Consider the following 18373-nt stretch of genomic DNA (forward strand, 5'->3'; position numbering starts at 1 on the left):
GTTTTTTATATAATGATTTATACAAGTACATAATAAAAACTCCTTCTTATTTAGAAAGAGTTTTTCACTATCCATGTTTCATATTTTTTCACTTCTAACGGAAACTCATTTGTTTTCATGCAACTAACAGTACTATTACTCATGTTTTAACTTTTCCTTAACCGCATCATAAAATTTTCGTTCTTCATCAACATTTAAGTAAACACGACTTACTGTTTTAGAAAAGCCGTATAACAACTGCGCTTTCACTGGCTCTTTTAATGTTATTTCAAAAGTAGCAGGTTCTTTTATGAACTCCATAACAGTTGCATCCAATACCTGCTTCCCTTCTTTTGCCGTTAGCAATTCACCCTTGTAGAACGCAATATTATCAATTTGTGTAAATGGCATAACAATTTTCTTTCCTAATCCGATTTGAATGATTACTTGTTCTTCTGTTACGACAAGTGGATTTTTGCGCATCGCTTGTATTTCAGCTATAAAATAAATCATCGCGTATACATTTAAAATAAGTAAAATCCATGCTATTACTGGATTCCACTGATGTAGTAAATAATGAAAACCAATGCTTTCAATTGCTGTTGCGTGAATAATCATGATATACACACCTATAGCACCAGTCTTTTTATGATATGAGTATACAGATTTACCTGTTGGTACTTTTTCACGCCACGATAAAAACGCATAATAGATTAACTTACACTCTGTTAGAATGACATCTATTAACTTACCTCTTTTCATAGTAGCGTCAAACGCTGCATCAATTGCATAAGAAAAGGAATAATTTTCTCTTCTATATTCTTTATATTTTTTTATTATTTTAGGAAGCACTCTAACAATTTTATAGAGAAGGAATAATTCTAGACCTACAAATGCAATTTCAGCCGCAGCAATAATATAAGAGATGAATGAAAAAGCTTGTAAATAATCACTTGGAATAATAAATCTTGCAAAAATATAACCAGCTATTACAACAGGAACTATATATGTTAACGAGTATCTTTTTCGAATAATGAAGAAATATGTGATGATTGGAATGACAAACAAGCAATCTAATAATGACCCAAGCACAACTTCTTTCGGCGCAACTGGTACAATTGGAAGGGCATACAATAAATAGTTTGATAGCATAATTAAAGAGACGAGTCCAATCCAAATACCTTTTCGCCTTCGTGATAGTGTAACCTTCATACGTTCACTCCTTTATTTAAAAACCTCATTTAAATGGTCTTTATAAAATGAAATGGCACGTTCAAATTCTTTTACTTCCTCTACTTTCACGACAGTTTCAAGTAATAATTTCATCGCTGATTCGTGATCGTTTACGTTATATTTTGCTAATGATAAAAATACTTTCATCGGAGCGTTCTCTGGAAATTTTTTCACCCCAGCTTCTAATACTGTAATTGCCTTTTCATATTCCCCTATACAACGATATGTACTTCCTAAACCAATATAAGCACCGCAAAGCGATTCGCCATCAAGTCCATTTGCGATTGCCTGCTCATAATACGGAACTGCTTCTGTTTCTAGCCCCATTACATCATGTATCCACGCACACTGATACAGTACTTCTGCATCCTTTGTAAAGTTTGTTAATCCTATAAGCATCTCTTTAGACTGCGCATATTTCTTTTCATTTCTAAGTTTAATAGCTTGCTTTAATAAATGTTCCATAGAATCCACTCCTCACCAATTATTCTGTGTATAGCTCTTGATTGGTATACGCTTCACATTCGTGTAAAAGTAAAATTCCCACCAATTAAAGTTTCGCTTACTTATTACTATGCGGATTCATTCTCATCTAAAAACTTAATTTTAAAAAGCAGTGACACGATTACATAATACCTCTAAGCTTTTGACAATTTCTTTCGCTGTTTCATCTTTCCCATTACACAACTTTCCTTTACCATCCTGTCCAATTACATAATGCACAGCCCCGCGCGAATATAAAGAATGTGGTGAATTCGCAATCATTACATTCGCCCTTGCTTCTTTCATTCTATTTTTTGCTCTTTCAAACAGTTCTTCTTCATTTAAATCACTTTCAAGTTTAAAACCAACAAGTACTGTTTCTGGGTCCCATTCTTTTATTTGTTTTAATACCTTTGGAGCCTTTTGAAAGTGAATAATCGGTGCTATATCACTTGAAATTTTTCCGTTCATATTAAGAACATTACCATCTTGATCACAAATTTTCTCTACAATCCAATCTGATCCAGCCGCTGCCATAATGACTGCATCAACCTTTTCATGTGATATGATACTTTTCATTTTATCTTGTAAATCAACGATTCCTTCAAATGGATGTAATTCTAACCCTCTATGTACATCACTCGGTTTCTCCGCAAAATAACCGTGTAAATATATAACATGTGCCCCTTTAGCTAGAAGTTCTTCTGCGATTATCCTTCCGATTGTACCTTTGGCCATATTCGTATGCCCGCGTACTTGATCCCATTTTTCTAGACAACCACCGCTCGTAATTAATACCTTTTTCCCCTTCATTGTAACCATCCCTTACTAATTTTTCTTACGAAACCATTCTGTTCCAAAGTCAACTATATCACGCTGTTTCATTAGACGACACGTTGCATTCCCTATCTTCCCATTTTTTACAGTTCCTTCTCGCTCAAACTCCACACCAATTTCTACAAACTTCTCAGATTCGTAATCCATTTCAACAAACTCTTTCCACACTCTTTCACCGTTTTCTATAATAGGTGCTCCTACTTGTATTAACTCACATGCACCAGAACGCACCTCGGATAAATGAACAGACGTATTGGAATCATATCCAACACCAATTAATAATACGTACCCGTCTAAATCATATATTTTTCTTAATGGAGATTCTTCTCCAAAGCTCATTGATAACGAATGGTTCATTGTTATTTCTACTGCATGTTTTCCCCATGCAGCAAAACTTCCTAACGGATGATTACTACGTACTACATTCGGATATGTACGAAAACATTCAACTATTTCACCCATTCCCCTTGTTGGGGTTATACGTGAATCAAATGCTGGGACGTTATCTCGGATAATTTGCCACCAGTCTTCCGGTACAGGTGGTCTTGACCAATGTTTCGGATCGGACAAATCCGAAGATTGCGTTGGCATTATTATCGTTCCTTCTTCCGTAACAACTTTCATTAATGCTTCTACTACAGCAACGGCACCACCAGATATCCACCCGATAGAACTTAGTGATGAATGAACGATAATTGTCATTCCTTTTTCGACTCCTAATGCTTTTAAATCTTTTGTTATTGTTTCGATTGTATTTGGAAATTGTGTACTTGCTACTATTTCATTCATTTTCATATTGGTTCCCCCACTAGCCACGTAAATTTAAACTTTTATATAAATATATTATCATATTTTTCTCAATTTTTAACTTAATCATATTCATTACTACAAAAATATGTATATTATTATACTGAAGCCTCAAAACTCTATTAAAATCGTAGATAATGATGAGCGAGAGTTTTTTTGAAATGAAGAAAAATGTAAATCCTATTTTTTCAAACTATACTCCATATACATATTTTTATACTATTTTTCCATGTAACAATGAAGTCTTTCTATCCCTGGATATTTTTCTCCTAAACTTTTAACTTGAAAACCAATTCTTTTATAAAATTCTACCGCCCCATCGTCTGTCTCCGCTTCTATATAAGTCAATTGATATATCCTTACCACTTCTTTAATCATTTGCAGTGCAATTCCTTTTTGACGATAATCTGGAGCCACTGCTATATGACATATGCGTGCTTTAGTTTCTCCGATTATTTCAATACCTAGACAAGCTTTTTCTTCATATTTGTACAAAGTCCCTTTATTACTTTGATAAAATATTACTGCTTTCTTTAAGCTTATTTCATTTGGACCGACGGCATATTGTAGCACATTTAATATTGAATCTTTCTCAATTTGTTTAACACACTGTAAATTCATACTTTCATCCCTTTCTATGAAAAAAGACTAGCTCTTAATAAAAAGAGCTAATCTCATTACGCCGTTATTTTTTCTTCTTTTTTTACAACGACAGCCACATAACTATGAAGTATCATTCCAATAATAACGAGACTCATACCAATCCAAGATAATGATGATGGAATTGGTGCAGATAACCAAATCAACTCTCCTACTAGCGCAAATAAAACTTCACCAGACTGCGTCGCTTCCACTGTTGCTAATTTTTGCGGATCATCTTTCACAAGATCTGTTGCAAAGAAAAATAATACTGTCGCGATTAACCCAGAGCTAACTGCTACAATAAAACATTGAAAAACTTGGCTACTTGACGGTAATCCGCCTGTTGATACTTCGTAACCAGATAATAAAAACCAAAATGGTAAACTTGCTAATGTCATACCGAGTACTCGCTGAAATACATCTAATTCCCCTTTACAAACTTGCATCATTTTTCTATTTCCAAGAGGATACGCAAATGCTGCAATAAGTACAGGAACTACACATAAAACGGTTTCACGAATACCTAATGAAGAAGCATGTTCTACTTGCATGAGAACGACACCGAATAAAATAATGCCCGACATTACTAATTCCTTCATCGGAAGTTTTTTATGTAGTGGATCCACCGCAAAAAATGGTGTTAACAAAATCCCTGCAACGATTGTAATTTGCCATGTTGATGCAACGAGCCAACCTGGTCCGAACGCTCCAGCAAAACTAAGCGGTGCATAAAAGAGACCAAATCCAACGATACTCCACACTAACCATTCTTTCGGATTGTTTTTCATATATTGAAAGAGTTGCTTTAAGTTCCCTCTATACATAACAATAAGTAATAGCATTGGAACCATAAAATAATACCGTAATGATGCACTCCAAATCCAGCTTCCACCTTCTAAGTCCATTGCCCTGTTCAAAACAAAAGTAAAGGCAAAGAAAAATGATGCCAGTATTCCTATAACAATTGCTTTCATTGTAAAACCCCTTGTATTTAATTTTTTATCTCTATGACCTATATTTTAGTATACGCGATGAAAAATCTACATTCAAACTTACATTTCACTTTAGGATGATGAAGGAATTGTAGTAGATTTACATGGGAATAAAGTGCATTGGTATGAAATCGAGGCCATTACATATCAAAATTTTCAAGGGTCAAAATCTACTTTAATCTCGACCCACTATACTCACCATGAAAATATACGCATCCGCTATAAAAGATGGCTACCAACTATTGCACATTCAATTTACTGGTTTTCTATTGAGAAACCAAAAGATTATCATAAAAATTTAATGATAGCTTGGGAAGAAAAGCGAACGAATAAAAACAAACGCCTCCTTTAATTATTATTTAGGGGCGTTCGTTCATTCAAAAATTAAAGAATATGTAGTTTATATTCTCTGTATAATTTCCTCAATCGACTTATATGAGCTTGATGATACCGATTATGATCTGCTATATGCCATATTCCCCATCTTATTGTCGCAGTTTCGCCTTTTTCATACAAAACTTCCCGCGTTAAATCAGTTTCTGTTAGTTTCATACATTCTTCATAAAACAATTTTTGCACTGCTTCATAATCTTGCATTAACTCTTGCAATGTGTTTTTTCTTAAACTTGGTAATTCTCCTACTTCATTTAACATAGGACCATATTTATTTTCAAATGCTGGCGGAACATCTTCTCCCTTGAAACGATACACCCAATGTAAATCAACAACTGCTAAATGCTGAAGTAACTGCCCAATACTATTTTCATTATTTTCAGACCCTTTATAGGATAGTTCGTTCTCTTCAGTACCTTCGACTAACCTTTGCAATCTATTAAACGTATCAGCAACCGTCGCATACAAAATCGCTACTTGAGGGTCCATTTTTCTTTCTAAATGGAGATCTTTCATACAAAACTTCCTCTCTTAAAAGAACAACACCATATGTTCATCATCACTATACACACCATTCATTTTTATAGCCCTTTTTTCAATTCCGTATGTTTTAAATCCCATTGATTCATATAATCGTTTGGCTGGTTCGTTCGTTGACACAACCCCTAAATTCAATTGCTCTAGCTTCATCTCTTTTGCCCTTTCAATTGCTTTACGTATTAAATCACGTGCAAGACCACTTCTTCGATTTTCAGTATCTACATACATTGCAACGATATGTCCTTTATGCTTATATGCGTCTTTTTCTTCTGTTAATAAAGTAACAACCCCAACTAAACGATTTTCATTATTAAAAGCACCAAATGTAAAACTACTGTTGGATGAAAGATTACTAGCAACTCGTTCAAGAGGGTTTTCTTGACGTACTGCTTCTTCATAAGTCGTTATAAATGCTTCTGGATTTACTTGTAGTGCTTGTAAACGCAACTCCCAATATTTTTTTGCATCCGCTTTTGTAAGTAATCGAATCATTTTATTTTCCCCTTTTTAATTTACATAATATTTTTATAGGTTATTATTTTTTTGATTCATACTCTTCTTTTAATATACTGTAACGATAGCGATGAATGAACTTTCCCTGTCTCAATCGATCATTTCTCATTAACCCTTCGCATACAAATCCGGCACTTTCATAACTCTTTTTAGCTTTTGTATTATCTTCATCTACACGTAACCAAATTTTCTCCAATTCAAACTGAGAAAAACCTATTTGTAACATGCTGTTTAGAGCTGCCATTCCAAATCCTTTACCCCAATAGTCTTTATTTCCAATCGCAATTCCTAGTTCAGCATTTTTATTTGTTTTATCAAAATTTTTAAGGTCTACCCATCCAATATGTATACCTGTCTCAGTAACGATTGCCCTTTGTTCATAACCATTTTTTCGGCTTATACAAGCTTCAATCCAGTTTCTCGTATCTCCACGAGTGAACGGAGGATATTGATCTGGTAAAACTAAATGCTTTGTTACATCTCTATCTAATGACCATTGATAGCGATCTTCTACATCATCTAGTGTCAATTCTCTTAATTGAACATATGGTACATTCATTTTTTTCTCCTCTCTTTATTTACCAATAGAAAATCCTTCGAACACTCTTCCACCATACTGTTCTAACGTCTTTTCTATAAAATGAATTAATTCATTTTTCCCTCCCGTTTTATAAAAATGATCAAAAGCGGCTACAAATTTGTTTGCATATTGCTCATCATATCTTTTTAGCACTCTAATAAACCATTTTGAACTCCCAAGCCACTTACCATTTACTCTTAATACATATTCATGTACTAAATCGGCTAATAAATTAGCGATAAACAATTCTTCTTCTCTTTTTGTTGCACCAATAAAGTCATCTAAAGTATCCGTAATAAAATATCGCTTCTGCTTAATCGTTTCTTCGGTCCATTTAGCTGGTCCTTTATGTAGTAAATCATTCGCTTCTTTTTTTAATTTCTCAACAATTTCCTGTTCCCCTTTTAAGGCAATCCCTTCTGAAACTAATTGTGGTAACGACGGCCTCCCTCGATCACAATCCATTTTGAAAAAGGTTTTATATGTTTCGAAATTATGAACAAACACCTCAACAGGCCATCCATTACTATAGAAAGATTCTCTATAACAAGAAGTTAAACTTTGATCGACTATTACAATGTCAAGGTCAGATGTTTTCGTCGCTTCTCCTCGTGCAACGCTTCCGCCGAGTAAAGCTACATCACAATTCGGAAATTGTAATGTAATTATGTTTTGTGCTGCTTCAATTGGTTTCATAACCGATCCTCTTTTCTTATTTCACTTTCTTTTTTTCAGCTCTTTCTCTCGCTTTTTTTATATAGCTTTCTGCATCTGGTGTTTTACATGATGTTGCACCATGATCAACCTCTATTTTTCCAATTTCACTTGCAATTTCAATCGCTTGTCGCTCTAAGTCTTCATTACGAATTCCTATTGCGATTAAAGCACTATTCATCGCTTCTTTTTTTCTATTTTTTTCATTATGTATATTTTCTTTAATCTCTTCTAAGTACGGAGAGAAGAAATCATCATGTAGCGTTTTATTTTTAATCGCTATATTTGCTAATAAAGACCAGCCAGCTCTTCCAATCCATTCATCATTAGACTTTGTCCACTCTTCCATTCTTTCTATTGCAATTGGCGAAGTACATATAGATGTCATCAGAACATCCATTAAACAGTAATAATCAACATCCTGAATCCAACTATTAAGCTGTTCTGTCGTTATTTTTTTCGGGTCTAAAATATAAGTTGCTAATGTCATTGCGTCCATATTTTTCGTTTCCCACAATTCAACTGCTAAATCGTGATCTTTTTTTATCTTCTTTTTTAACAATTTTAAATTCGCAAAACTAACTCCAAATAACGGCTCTTTCGCTCCGTGGTTTTTATACGTTTTTCGATTTTGTTCTGTTCCATATTCCTCTAGTTGCTGCATTACTTCCTCAAGTAACATATACCCACCTCTTTATCTTTTATGTTGACTGTATATATGTATGTACGATATATTCTACATCACTTTTTGTTTTTCCTATATATATTTTTAAAATACGGTATGTGAAATTTCTAAACATTGCACAGCTATACCATCAAAAAACTGTACATGTTAAACATACAGTTTTTTGATGGTATCAATTTTGCGTAGAATAAGATATAAACTACGAAAGAACTTTTAATGGTCCTCTCAATCACCTATTTTTTCAACTGAATTTTTTACATCTGACCACTCTTCTATTGACCCTGCGTCCGGAAAAACTGTAACTACATTAAAATTCGCACCTTTTTCTTTCCCAATTTGTTTAGCTGCTAATAAATTCGCTGCCGCAGAAGTTCCTATTTTTATACCAGTATCTTTGTAAAAACGTGCCATTTCATACAGGGTATCTTCATATGAATAAGTCCATTGTTTTTCTATCAAATTTTCTTCCTGTTCTATGAAATGTTGTTTCCTTCCTAAGCCGAACCCACCTGATCCAGCATATTTCTTTAAATCATTTGGTGGTTGTTCCGAACCATAAGGCAATTCAGCAGGCATTACTAAATGTAGTTCAACATTTTTTGTATAATTCTTTATTGCTGTATAGACTCCCATTAGAGTTCCACCAGTACCAGCAGATGCTACCCATGCATGTATTGGTTTTCCAATCATTTGTGCAATAATTTCTCGCCCTGTACCTTCTATATGACTTACTAGATTTGCATTATTATAATGTTGGAATAAAAAATATAATTCTGGCTTTTGTTTGCTAATCTCTATTGTTTTCTCAATTACTGCGTAGAACCCTTTACATTTATCAACTAAGATTACGTTAGCACCATAACGATCAAGTTCATTTAATAGAGATTTATCGGTTCCAGAACTTAAAACTAACGTGCATTGAATCCCTAAATAATTACAAATACACCCAATTGACCTCGCTAAGCTTCCACCACTATACTCTAAAATATTTTGTTTTTTGTCCGCTTCTTGTAAATATTTATTAATCATTCCAAGTGCTGCCCTATCCTTAATCGATCCTGTAGGGTTATGCCATTCACATTTAGCATAGATAGAAAGATCCTTCGTTTCTTTGCATTCTAATTTCACGAGCGGTGTATTTCCAACATGTTTAGAAAACGCTTCAAAATGGTTTACTATCATACTTTTATACCTCCTTCATAAATTATGTTTACTACATTTGTTCTTAGCCAAAATACTTTCTACATTTTAATAACTCTCTCAATAAAAATTTCTTATATAAAAATCCCTACAAACACTGTAGGGATTTATGTCTAAATCATTTTGTTACACTCTATTTCATATGAAAATAGTTTTCTTATTCAGATGCATTCATAAGCACAATTCTCCAACCGTCTGGATCCTCTATTGTGGTTCCTTTCTCTATCCAATACGGGTTTTCAGGTTCTACCTCATGATAGCCCATATTACTTAATCGATTCACTATCTTTTCAATTTCATCTTTAATAGGCATATAAAAAACTAGTAAATTATCTTTTGTCGGTGCCGGACATGGACTTCCATTAACATGTGTAGTAAACTCCAAATGATACTCTTCATCTGGTAAGCCAAACATAACCCCATCATATCCTTCATGATTGTGAAATTCCCCTATACGTTTTAAACCTAATCCTGTTTCATAAAAACTTATCACTTCTTCAAATTTATCTGTTGGTCTTGCAATTCTAAATTGAACCCAATTCTTCATGCAAATCTCCTCCTTTTCATTTTCCAAAGCTTTATAGTAATTAGTATAGGTTACATATATTCCCTTTAACATCCCTCATTAGTGTGAACTTCCTAAGTTGAAAGACCTATTAGTTAATAAACAATAGGACTTTAGTATAAAATTCATATAAAATTAGTTATATAAATATAGAGATGAATTACAAGCTATTACGTATGAAATAGTTCTCCTTGCAGGGCCTTTATATACCGATCAGCAGATCTTTGTACAGCTTTATTCGCATCTTCCACCACACCATGAAATGCATTATATAGTCGACTAAATTGGATATCTTTTACCTTCTCTGCCATATCTCTAACTTTATTCGCTGGTAATGGAATGAGATTGGGATAACTATACATAAAACTTACCCATTTCCGATCCGAAACTACTTGTATAATATCACCTGATAACAAAATACCTTTCCCTTCATTACCGTCTTTCCAATGTATAACTGTTCCACCCTTAAAATGGCCTCCTAAGCGATGCAATGTAAGTTCTTCCGATAATATCAGATGCTCCCCAGACCAAAATTTAATTTGCTTACTCGGACGAACCACCCACTCTTTATCATCTTCATGAATATAAATAGGTACATTGAATGTTTCCGCCCATTTAACTTGTGTAGAGTAATAATGTGGATGAGAAAGTGCTATTGCTTGAATACCACCTAAATCATATATACGTTGTATCGTTTTATCATCTAAATAACTAATGCAATCCCACATAACATTTAGAGTTTTACTTTGTATTAAAAATGCTGTTTGTCCAATCGCAAATTTAAGTTTAGTAGTAATGCTATACAAACCGCTTTCTTCTTTTATTATTTCGTTTTTGTATAAATTGCTATTTTGCATCGTTTCTAATGTTGTCCATGACTGCCCAATTGGATTAACATATTGTCTTTCCTCATTACAAATTTTACAGCGAGAAGGTGCTTCTTCATTTTCGGGATACTGTACTCCACATGTAGTGCAAATATAATTATCCATATTCCCACTCCTTTTTTCATGTAATTGTTTCTTTACCAATATTTTAATAAAAAACAAAAATATTCGAATCAATAATTGGAACGAAAATGAAATGATACGAAAGTATGATTTGGTGATTGAAAGTTTAAATAATAAAGTTTAAATTCATCCTATTTTTCAAAACTGCAATTGATATAAAATCTTGCATACTTTTGAGTAAACTTTTTTACACTTGTAAAAAAGTTTTTTTGCATTTCCCTACCTATAATTGCTAATATAGTAGAGTAGAACTTTTATAGAGAGAAGGAAAATTATGCACAATGGAATTCGAATGACAACTTTAGTAAAAAGGGCTATGTTAGTTTGTGCGGGGGTATTATTCACATACGAAGTGGCTTTTGGATCAGTACATACTGCTCTAGCTAGTACAGAGGATGAAGCAAAATCTGTTCAACTTGTAAGTGAGATTCAAACATCTCTTGCTCCGAAAGAAGCTCCAAAACATTATAACGGGCAAGTTAGAAAAGTCGCTTATTTAACATTTGATGACGGTCCTGGAAAATACACAGCTGAGCTTTTAGATATGTTAAAGAAAGAAAATGCAAAAGCAACATTCTTCCTAATTGGTTCAAACGTAAAAGCTTTCCCTGATCTTGTAAAACGCGAAGATGCTGAAGGTCACTACGTTGGGATGCACAGTATGACTCATAACTACAAGAAACTTTACACTGAAGGTCATTACGTAGATGAAATGAAGGAAGACCAAGGCTTAATCGCTGGTGTTTTAGGTAAATCACCAGTATTAACTCGTCCATCTTACGGCTCTATGCCAGGATTAAACGAAGCTCTTCGCAACAAAGTTGTAGAAAATGGCTTAAAAGTTTGGGATTGGACAATTGATTCTTTAGACTGGAAATATAACAAAATGCAAGTTGATGCTGCATCTGCTAAAATTGTAGAAAACGTGTTACATGGTGCTACAAATCCAACAGAAGTTATCCTTATGCATGATATTCATCCACAATCAGTAAAAGCAGTTCCTGGAATTATTAAAGGACTGAAAGAAAAAGGATATGAATTAGAAGCATATAATGAGAACGAACACTTCCCATTAAACTTCTGGCATGATAATCGTATGTAATGAAAAGACTTGATTTCCTTTAGCTGGGAATCAAGTCTTTTTATCATTTTGGGAATTACTCCTCGTATATTCGACTCAAACTCCCCCTTCTCTAATATCAATAAAAATTCAAAATCACATGTTATACTATAATTTAGTTTAAATAAGTAGGTGTCATATGATCGTATATACAGTACAAACTGAAGAAGCATGGAAACAATTTAAGAAACTTGGTTATTTAGAAGGTAATAAAGAATTCATCGATCCAGACGATGTATATTCATATGACTGGATGGTGCGCGTCGCTAAAACAAGATTGCCTCATTACGAAGGTAACTATCCTATTTGGGTCTGGGAAGCAAATAATTACCCAAATCGAAATCATAAAGCTTGGGGTAGAACAAATTCAAAAATGGTAATTTTAACACTAGATGTACCGAAAGAATGGGTACTATGGAGCTATTTTGACTATTGGTGCTGTGCTATGACTGATGGATCAACATATTTACATACAAAAAATAAGTGTACTTTAGATGAATGGTATACATATATGGATAAAGAATACGGGATAATATTTGATTTTGACTATTTATTATCTCATCCTGATTGGTGTCTAGGTAAAGAGGATTCGTTAGAAAAACAAGGTGTTATCGGCAAAATACCCCTTTCCTTCGTGAAAAAAGTAAGACGTTTTCGTGCTAAGACAGATAAGTCTATTAGTAAAATCCGAAGTGATAACTGGGATAATAGAAAAGAAAACCGCATTAAAAAGATGAATCGAAAATTAAGAAAGCGAAACGATAAACAAAAAAGAATACAAAAGCGACTTATACGAAATTAAAACATATATCAAAATACAGTAAGAAATTATGGATTGAATATACAAATTCAATCCTATTTTTTATATTATCAACACTTTAGCACATATTACTCTTAAGGAGTGATGTGTATATGGATTTTCTTTCAGCCGAATATTTGTCCGCCCTACTTGCCATCATTGTAATTGATTTAGTGTTAGCCGGTGATAATGCCATTGTAATTGGATTAGCAGCAAGAAGATTACCGAAAGATCAGCAAAAGAAAGTTATTATATGGGGAACTATCGGGGCAATCGCGATTAGAGCCCTCGCTACCTTAGTTGTTGTTTGGTTGTTAAAAATACCAGGGCTACTTCTAATTGGTGGTGTACTCCTTATATGGATTGCTTATAAATTAATTGCTGAAGGCAAAGATCATGATATTAAGGCCGAAGAAGGATTTTGGTCTGCTATTAAAACCATTATTATTGCTGATGCGTTAATGGGCATCGATAATGTACTCGCTGTTGCAGGAGCTGCCCATGGTAACTTTTCTTTAGTAATCATCGGATTATTAGTGTCTATTCCAGTAGTCGTATGGGGCAGTACATTGATTTTAAAATGGGTAGATCGTTTTCCTGTCATCATTACGATTGGAGCAGCCGTTTTAGCTTATACTGCCGCGAAAATGATTGTAGATGAGAAATGGTTCGCTGGATTTTTCGAAAGTAACCCTTTCGTTAAATGGGCATTTATCATTATTATCATCATCGGTGTAGTTTTCTTCGGAAAGGCTAAACAAAAAGCAACAGCTGGTTCTGTCTCATAATGATGGTATATTTACAAATAAAAGGCGCTATTCATATGAATAGCGCCTTTTATTATTTATTTAGCTTCCCCTTCCGGAGTCGTTTTTACCTTCGTTTTGTTTTTATCGCGGTTGTTATAGTTATACTTCGAACGATCTACTGGAGTGAATCCTTCCGGTGTGTAGAATCGTAATAAGTCACCATTCACGACTTGGTCAGAGTATTTTAGTGAGTTTTGAACCATTTGTTCATTTTTCTTTATTTCATCTGTAAATTCTACAGGTTTTCCAGTAGTTGTATCATAGTATTTGCCGTTTAGTGCAGTAACTGTTGGGCTTACGTAGTTACCGTTACGGAACGCAACGACTTGTTTATGATCTGGTGATAATAAATCAGAACCGAATTGAACATAATTCTTTGTATCTGTACCTAGTAAGTGTAATAGCGTTGGAAGAACGTCAATTTCACCACCGTATTGATGTTGTACGCCACCTTTCACTCCTGGTACACGAACGATTAATGGTACACGTTGTAACTGTGCATTTTCAAATGAGTTCATTTCTTTACCCATTACTTTTGACATTGCTGCGTTATGATTATCTGAAATACCGTAATGGTCTCCGTACATAACAATAATTGAGTTATCATATAAACCAGATTGTTTCAAGTAATCGATGAAGCCTTTTACAGATTCATCTAAATAGCGTGCTGTTTGGAAGTACGTATCTACTGATGAATCACCTGTTGTTGCTGGTTCAATCGTTGCTTCTGCCTTATCGATTGGATAAGGGAAATGGTTCGATAACGTAATAAACTTCGTATAGAACGGTTGTTTCAACGTTTGTAATAACGGAATAGATTCATTAAAGAACGGTTTATCTTTTAACCCGTAGTTTACTACGTCTTTTTCATTCATATCGTAGTATGACGCATCAAAGAATTTATTAAAACCAAATGATTTATAAATATCGTCACGGTTCCAGAATGTTTTGTAGTTACCGTGGAATACTGCTGATGTGTATCCTTGTTGTCCTAAAATAGCTGGTGCTGATTGATACGTATTATGAGATTTCGTTGTAAAGACAGAACCTTGCGGTAAACCAAACATTGAATTCTCTAACATAAACTCCGCATCAGATGTTTTCCCTTGTCCTGTTTGATGGAAGAAGTTATCAAAATAAAGTGTATTCGCATCTTTTGTAAATGAGTTTAAGAACGGTGTAACTTCTTGACCATTTAATTTGTAATCAATTAAGAAGTTTTGGAATGACTCTAAATGAATGTAAATTACGTTCATTCCCTTTCCTTTACCGAAATACTCAGGATTTGGACTTGCATAAGTTGATGTTAAATAATTTCGTACTTCTGTCATATTATCACCATCAGCTAATGCTCGTTCTGTCGATGCTTTCGCACTTTGAATTCCATCATAAATTGTGTAGTTGTATGCACCTAAATATTTCACAATATAATTACGGTCAAACGTTCTTGTTAATAATTCAGGACGGTCAGACTCTGCAAGACCTAAGTTAACACTGAATAATAAAATACCTGCTACAAATACTAGAGATAATTTATGCTTCGCAACACGAATTGGTTTTGGATTTGCAAATTTTGTTGCGACTAACACAATTAATATAATCGTGTCTAAGAAGTATAATGGATCATAAAGATGTAGCAACGCAAGAATACTACCACCTAAATCTCCAAAGTTATTCGTTTGTGTTAATGTCGGGAACGTAATAAAGTCACTGAAAAAGCGATAGTATACTACGTTTGCGTATAAAAGAATCGACAATAACAAATTAATGATAATTAACCAAATATAAGATCGTTTCCCTTTTGCAAATAATGCAAGTCCTAAAAATAGAACTGCTGAACTAAGCGGGTTAAAAAACAGCAAGAATTTTTGAATTGTGTTTGAAATTCCTAAATTGAATTCCGTTACATAAGCTGCATATGTTTTGAGCCACAATAAAATAACGGCAAACAGAAAGAATCCAAAATGATTGCTTAACACACTTTTGCTCTTTAATAAGAACTGTTTCATTTCTCCACCTCTTTTGATCATCCAAGGCTTATTTTTTTATAAGTCTGTCTCTCTATTCAAATTTTCTTCTTCAAATAGATTATCTTTATTTAACTATATGAAGAATATTAGTAATTATAATTTGAAGCTAGTATTTATTCAACTATTTCTTTCTAGACATTTTGACCTTGGTTTCTATTTAACAAAATAAATTTGTAACATTTCCTGTTTTCTCCCAAGATTCATCCACTAATTATGACACCCCATACTATATACCTTTATAAACTCATTCGCAAACTATTCTATCTCCAAATTTGGTACATATTTCACATGACAAAATAATACGATTTGATTATATTACTCCACTTACATTTCCCTTCTTCAACTAACTCTTTAAATCTTAAAGTCATTACATCCCTTCATACATGAAAAAATTCTCCTGTTCATTAATATTATATTTGAATAATTATTCATTTGACCGACCAGCGATGTTACGTTTTCTCGACAAAAAAACTCGCTCTAAAAAGAGCGAGTTTTTTCATTATATATTATTGACCTTTGTACATTGCATCTACTTGTTTTTGAAGTTCCTCATTTTCTAAGAACTCATCATAAGTAGCCTCTTTATCGATTACACCGTTTGGTGTTACTTCGATAATGCGGTTTGCAATTGTTTGCACGAACTGATGGTCATGAGATGTGAATAAGATTGTACCTTTGAATGCAATTAAACCGTTATTTAATGCTGTGATTGACTCAAGGTCTAAGTGGTTCGTTGGATCGTCAAGTGTGATTACGTTCGCACCACTTAACATCATTTTAGATAACATACAACGAACTTTTTCGCCTCCAGATAATACAGAAACGTTCTTCTTAACTTCTTCACCTGAGAATAACATACGGCCTAAGAAACCACGTAAGAAGCTTTCAGACTCATCTTGTGGAGAGAATTGACGTAACCATTCAACTAAGTTGTAATCACTGTTCTCAAAGTACTTAGAGTTATCTCTTGGGAAGTAAGATTGAGAGGTTGTAACACCCCATTTGAATGAACCGCTATCCGGCTCCATTTCACCCATAAGAATTTTAAATAATGTTGTCATCGCAATATCGTTACGGCCGATAAATGCAACTTTATCACCTTTATTTAAAGTGAAGTACACATTATCTAACACTTTTTCACCATCAATTGTTTTAGAAAGACCTTCAACAGTTAATAAGTCATTTCCTACTTCACGCTCAGGTGTGAAGCCAACGAATGGGTAACGACGTGATGACGGTCTAATATCATCTAATGTAATTTTGTCTAATAATTTTTTACGAGAAGTTGCTTGTTTCGCTTTAGAAGCGTTTGAACTAAAGCGTGCAATGAAGTTTTGTAACTCTTTTACTTTCTCTTCTTTTTTCTTATTAGCATCTTGTGTTAATTTTAAAGCTAATTGGCTTGACTCATACCAGAAGTCATAGTTACCAACATAAAGTTGAATTTTACCGAAATCAAGGTCAGCCATGTGCGTACATACTTTATTTAAGAAGTGACGGTCATGGGATACTACGATAACTGTGTTTTCAAAGTTCATTAAGAAGTTTTCTAACCATTGAATCGCTTTTAAGTCCAAGTGGTTGGTAGGCTCATCTAATAATAGAATGTCAGGTTGACCGAATAAAGCTTGAGCAAGTAATACTTTTACTTTCTCTGCCCCAGTTAATTCTGACAATTTCTTATCATGAAGATCTTCACCAATACCTAAACCTTTAAGAAGAATTGCAGCTTCTGACTCAGCTTCCCAACCGTTAAGCTCAGCGAACTCACCTTCAAGTTCAGCAGCGCGCATTCCATCTTCATCACTAAAGTCTTCTTTCATGTAAATAGCATTTTTCTCTTGCATTACTTTGTAAAGTTGCGTGTGACCCATAATTACTGTTTCTAATACTGGGAACTCTTCATATTCGAAGTGGTTCTGTTTTAATACTGCTAGACGCTCACCTGGCGTAATATGTATGTCACCTGTTGATGGTTCAATTTCTCCAGATAAAATCTTTAGGAATGTAGATTTACCAGCACCGTTTGCTCCGATTAAACCGTAGCAGTTACCTGGCGTGAATTTTATGTTAACATCTTCAAATAATTTGCGATCCGCGAAACGCAAACTAACGTTACTTACTGTAATCATTTGTGTCCTCCTACTAATACCGCTTATTTCAGCGTTTTCTCACCGATTGTCTTAAAAAATCGCATATTACGACTCAATTATTGTAGACTATAGCTATTATATAGTAGAAGCTGGATGAATAGCAACGGTTGATTGCTATTCCTTTCTTTCCAAACTCGAATAAAACCTTTGTTTTTAATTAGATTAAAGTTACATACACGTTTTAAAGAGGATTCATTTTGAAAAAACATTTATAATTGGAGCATTATGTTTATCAATTGAAATAACACAATAATTTGTATGCATTTCGCATTATAAATAGCAAACTAAA

Annotated in this window: 18 protein-coding genes and 1 pseudogene; 3 read left to right on the forward strand and 16 right to left on the reverse strand. The window is 33.8% G+C overall.

Features of this window, described 5'->3' with window-relative positions:
- Nucleotides 1-135: 135 nt before the first annotated feature.
- The 14 genes and pseudogenes from ACTFR3_RS02110 to ACTFR3_RS02175 form a co-directional block, all read right to left on the reverse strand.
- Nucleotides 136-1191: a hypothetical protein gene (locus ACTFR3_RS02110; RefSeq protein ID WP_119683559.1), complete on the reverse strand. Its 1056-nt coding sequence runs from the start codon at nt 1189-1191 to the stop codon at nt 136-138.
- Between the two features lie 12 nt (nt 1192-1203).
- Nucleotides 1204-1677 carry a tetratricopeptide repeat protein gene (locus tag ACTFR3_RS02115; RefSeq protein ID WP_000400636.1) on the reverse strand — a complete coding sequence of 158 codons (474 nt, stop codon included), beginning with the start codon at nt 1675-1677 and terminating at the stop codon, nt 1204-1206.
- A gap of 141 nt (nt 1678-1818) precedes the next feature.
- Nucleotides 1819-2508, reverse strand: coding sequence for a phosphopantothenoylcysteine decarboxylase domain-containing protein (locus ACTFR3_RS02120; RefSeq protein WP_000676726.1), 690 nt, complete (start codon nt 2506-2508; stop codon nt 1819-1821).
- 15 nt (nt 2509-2523) lie between these two features.
- Nucleotides 2524-3327, reverse strand: a complete 804-nt coding sequence (locus ACTFR3_RS02125; protein WP_119683560.1) for an aminoglycoside N(3)-acetyltransferase — start codon at nt 3325-3327, stop codon at nt 2524-2526.
- 231 nt (nt 3328-3558) lie between these two features.
- A complete protein-coding gene (locus ACTFR3_RS02130) occupies nt 3559-3960 on the reverse strand; it encodes a GNAT family N-acetyltransferase (protein WP_001053116.1) in 402 nt (133 codons plus the stop codon).
- A 56-nt stretch (nt 3961-4016) separates the two neighbouring features.
- Nucleotides 4017-4955: a DMT family transporter gene (locus ACTFR3_RS02135; RefSeq protein WP_000644594.1), complete on the reverse strand. Its 939-nt coding sequence runs from the start codon at nt 4953-4955 to the stop codon at nt 4017-4019.
- A gap of 402 nt (nt 4956-5357) precedes the next feature.
- Entirely contained in the window at nt 5358-5882 is a 525-nt protein-coding gene (locus ACTFR3_RS02140) for a DinB family protein (RefSeq protein ID WP_000653845.1), read from the reverse strand.
- A 15-nt stretch (nt 5883-5897) separates the two neighbouring features.
- The gene (locus ACTFR3_RS02145) at nt 5898-6398 is read right to left on the reverse strand and encodes a GNAT family N-acetyltransferase (protein WP_000620314.1); all 501 of its coding nucleotides are present in this window, start codon (nt 6396-6398) and stop codon (nt 5898-5900) included.
- A gap of 43 nt (nt 6399-6441) precedes the next feature.
- Nucleotides 6442-6978 (reverse strand): GNAT family N-acetyltransferase, encoded by a 537-nt coding sequence (locus ACTFR3_RS02150; protein WP_001102491.1) that lies wholly within the window; start codon nt 6976-6978, stop codon nt 6442-6444.
- Nucleotides 6935-7695: pseudogene (locus ACTFR3_RS02155) on the reverse strand (nucleotidyltransferase domain-containing protein). The gene ACTFR3_RS02150 and the pseudogene ACTFR3_RS02155 overlap by 44 nt, the downstream one beginning before the upstream one ends.
- A 16-nt stretch (nt 7696-7711) precedes the next feature.
- Nucleotides 7712-8395: a DNA alkylation repair protein gene (locus ACTFR3_RS02160; protein ID WP_000923449.1), complete on the reverse strand. Its 684-nt coding sequence runs from the start codon at nt 8393-8395 to the stop codon at nt 7712-7714.
- Between the two features lie 228 nt (nt 8396-8623).
- Nucleotides 8624-9580: a PLP-dependent cysteine synthase family protein gene (locus tag ACTFR3_RS02165; protein WP_017656505.1), complete on the reverse strand. Its 957-nt coding sequence runs from the start codon at nt 9578-9580 to the stop codon at nt 8624-8626.
- Nucleotides 9581-9755: 175 nt separating this feature from the next.
- Nucleotides 9756-10145 (reverse strand): VOC family protein, encoded by a 390-nt coding sequence (locus ACTFR3_RS02170; RefSeq protein ID WP_000800667.1) that lies wholly within the window; start codon nt 10143-10145, stop codon nt 9756-9758.
- 188 nt (nt 10146-10333) lie between these two features.
- Nucleotides 10334-11155 carry an MBL fold metallo-hydrolase gene (locus ACTFR3_RS02175; protein WP_119683562.1) on the reverse strand — a complete coding sequence of 274 codons (822 nt, stop codon included), beginning with the start codon at nt 11153-11155 and terminating at the stop codon, nt 10334-10336.
- A gap of 292 nt (nt 11156-11447) precedes the next feature.
- Here ACTFR3_RS02175 and ACTFR3_RS02180 point away from each other — a divergent pair, with 292 nt between their 5' ends.
- The 3 genes from ACTFR3_RS02180 to ACTFR3_RS02190 all read left to right on the forward strand — a co-directional run bounded on the left by ACTFR3_RS02180 (nt 11448) and on the right by ACTFR3_RS02190 (nt 13880).
- The gene (locus tag ACTFR3_RS02180; RefSeq protein WP_000551452.1) at nt 11448-12275 is read left to right on the forward strand and encodes a peptidoglycan-N-acetylglucosamine deacetylase; all 828 of its coding nucleotides are present in this window, start codon (nt 11448-11450) and stop codon (nt 12273-12275) included.
- Nucleotides 12276-12432: 157 nt separating this feature from the next.
- On the forward strand, nt 12433-13095 hold the full coding sequence (locus ACTFR3_RS02185) for a DUF3841 domain-containing protein (protein WP_000637704.1): 663 nt from the start codon (nt 12433-12435) through the stop codon (nt 13093-13095).
- 110 nt (nt 13096-13205) lie between these two features.
- On the forward strand, nt 13206-13880 hold the full coding sequence (locus ACTFR3_RS02190) for a TerC family protein (RefSeq protein WP_000346930.1): 675 nt from the start codon (nt 13206-13208) through the stop codon (nt 13878-13880).
- 56 nt (nt 13881-13936) lie between these two features.
- On the opposite strand, the gene ACTFR3_RS02195 is transcribed toward ACTFR3_RS02190, so the two are convergent.
- Complete coding sequence (locus ACTFR3_RS02195; protein ID WP_000808770.1) at nt 13937-15910, reverse strand: LTA synthase family protein; 1974 nt, start codon at nt 15908-15910, stop codon at nt 13937-13939.
- A 527-nt stretch (nt 15911-16437) separates the two neighbouring features.
- Nucleotides 16438-18063, reverse strand: a complete 1626-nt coding sequence (locus ACTFR3_RS02200; protein WP_000633864.1) for an ABC-F family ATP-binding cassette domain-containing protein — start codon at nt 18061-18063, stop codon at nt 16438-16440.
- Nucleotides 18064-18373 lie beyond the last annotated feature (310 nt).

This window comes from Bacillus cereus group sp. MYBK14-1 (assembly GCF_051916885.1).
Lineage (GTDB): Bacteria > Bacillota > Bacilli > Bacillales > Bacillaceae_G > Bacillus_A > Bacillus_A cereus.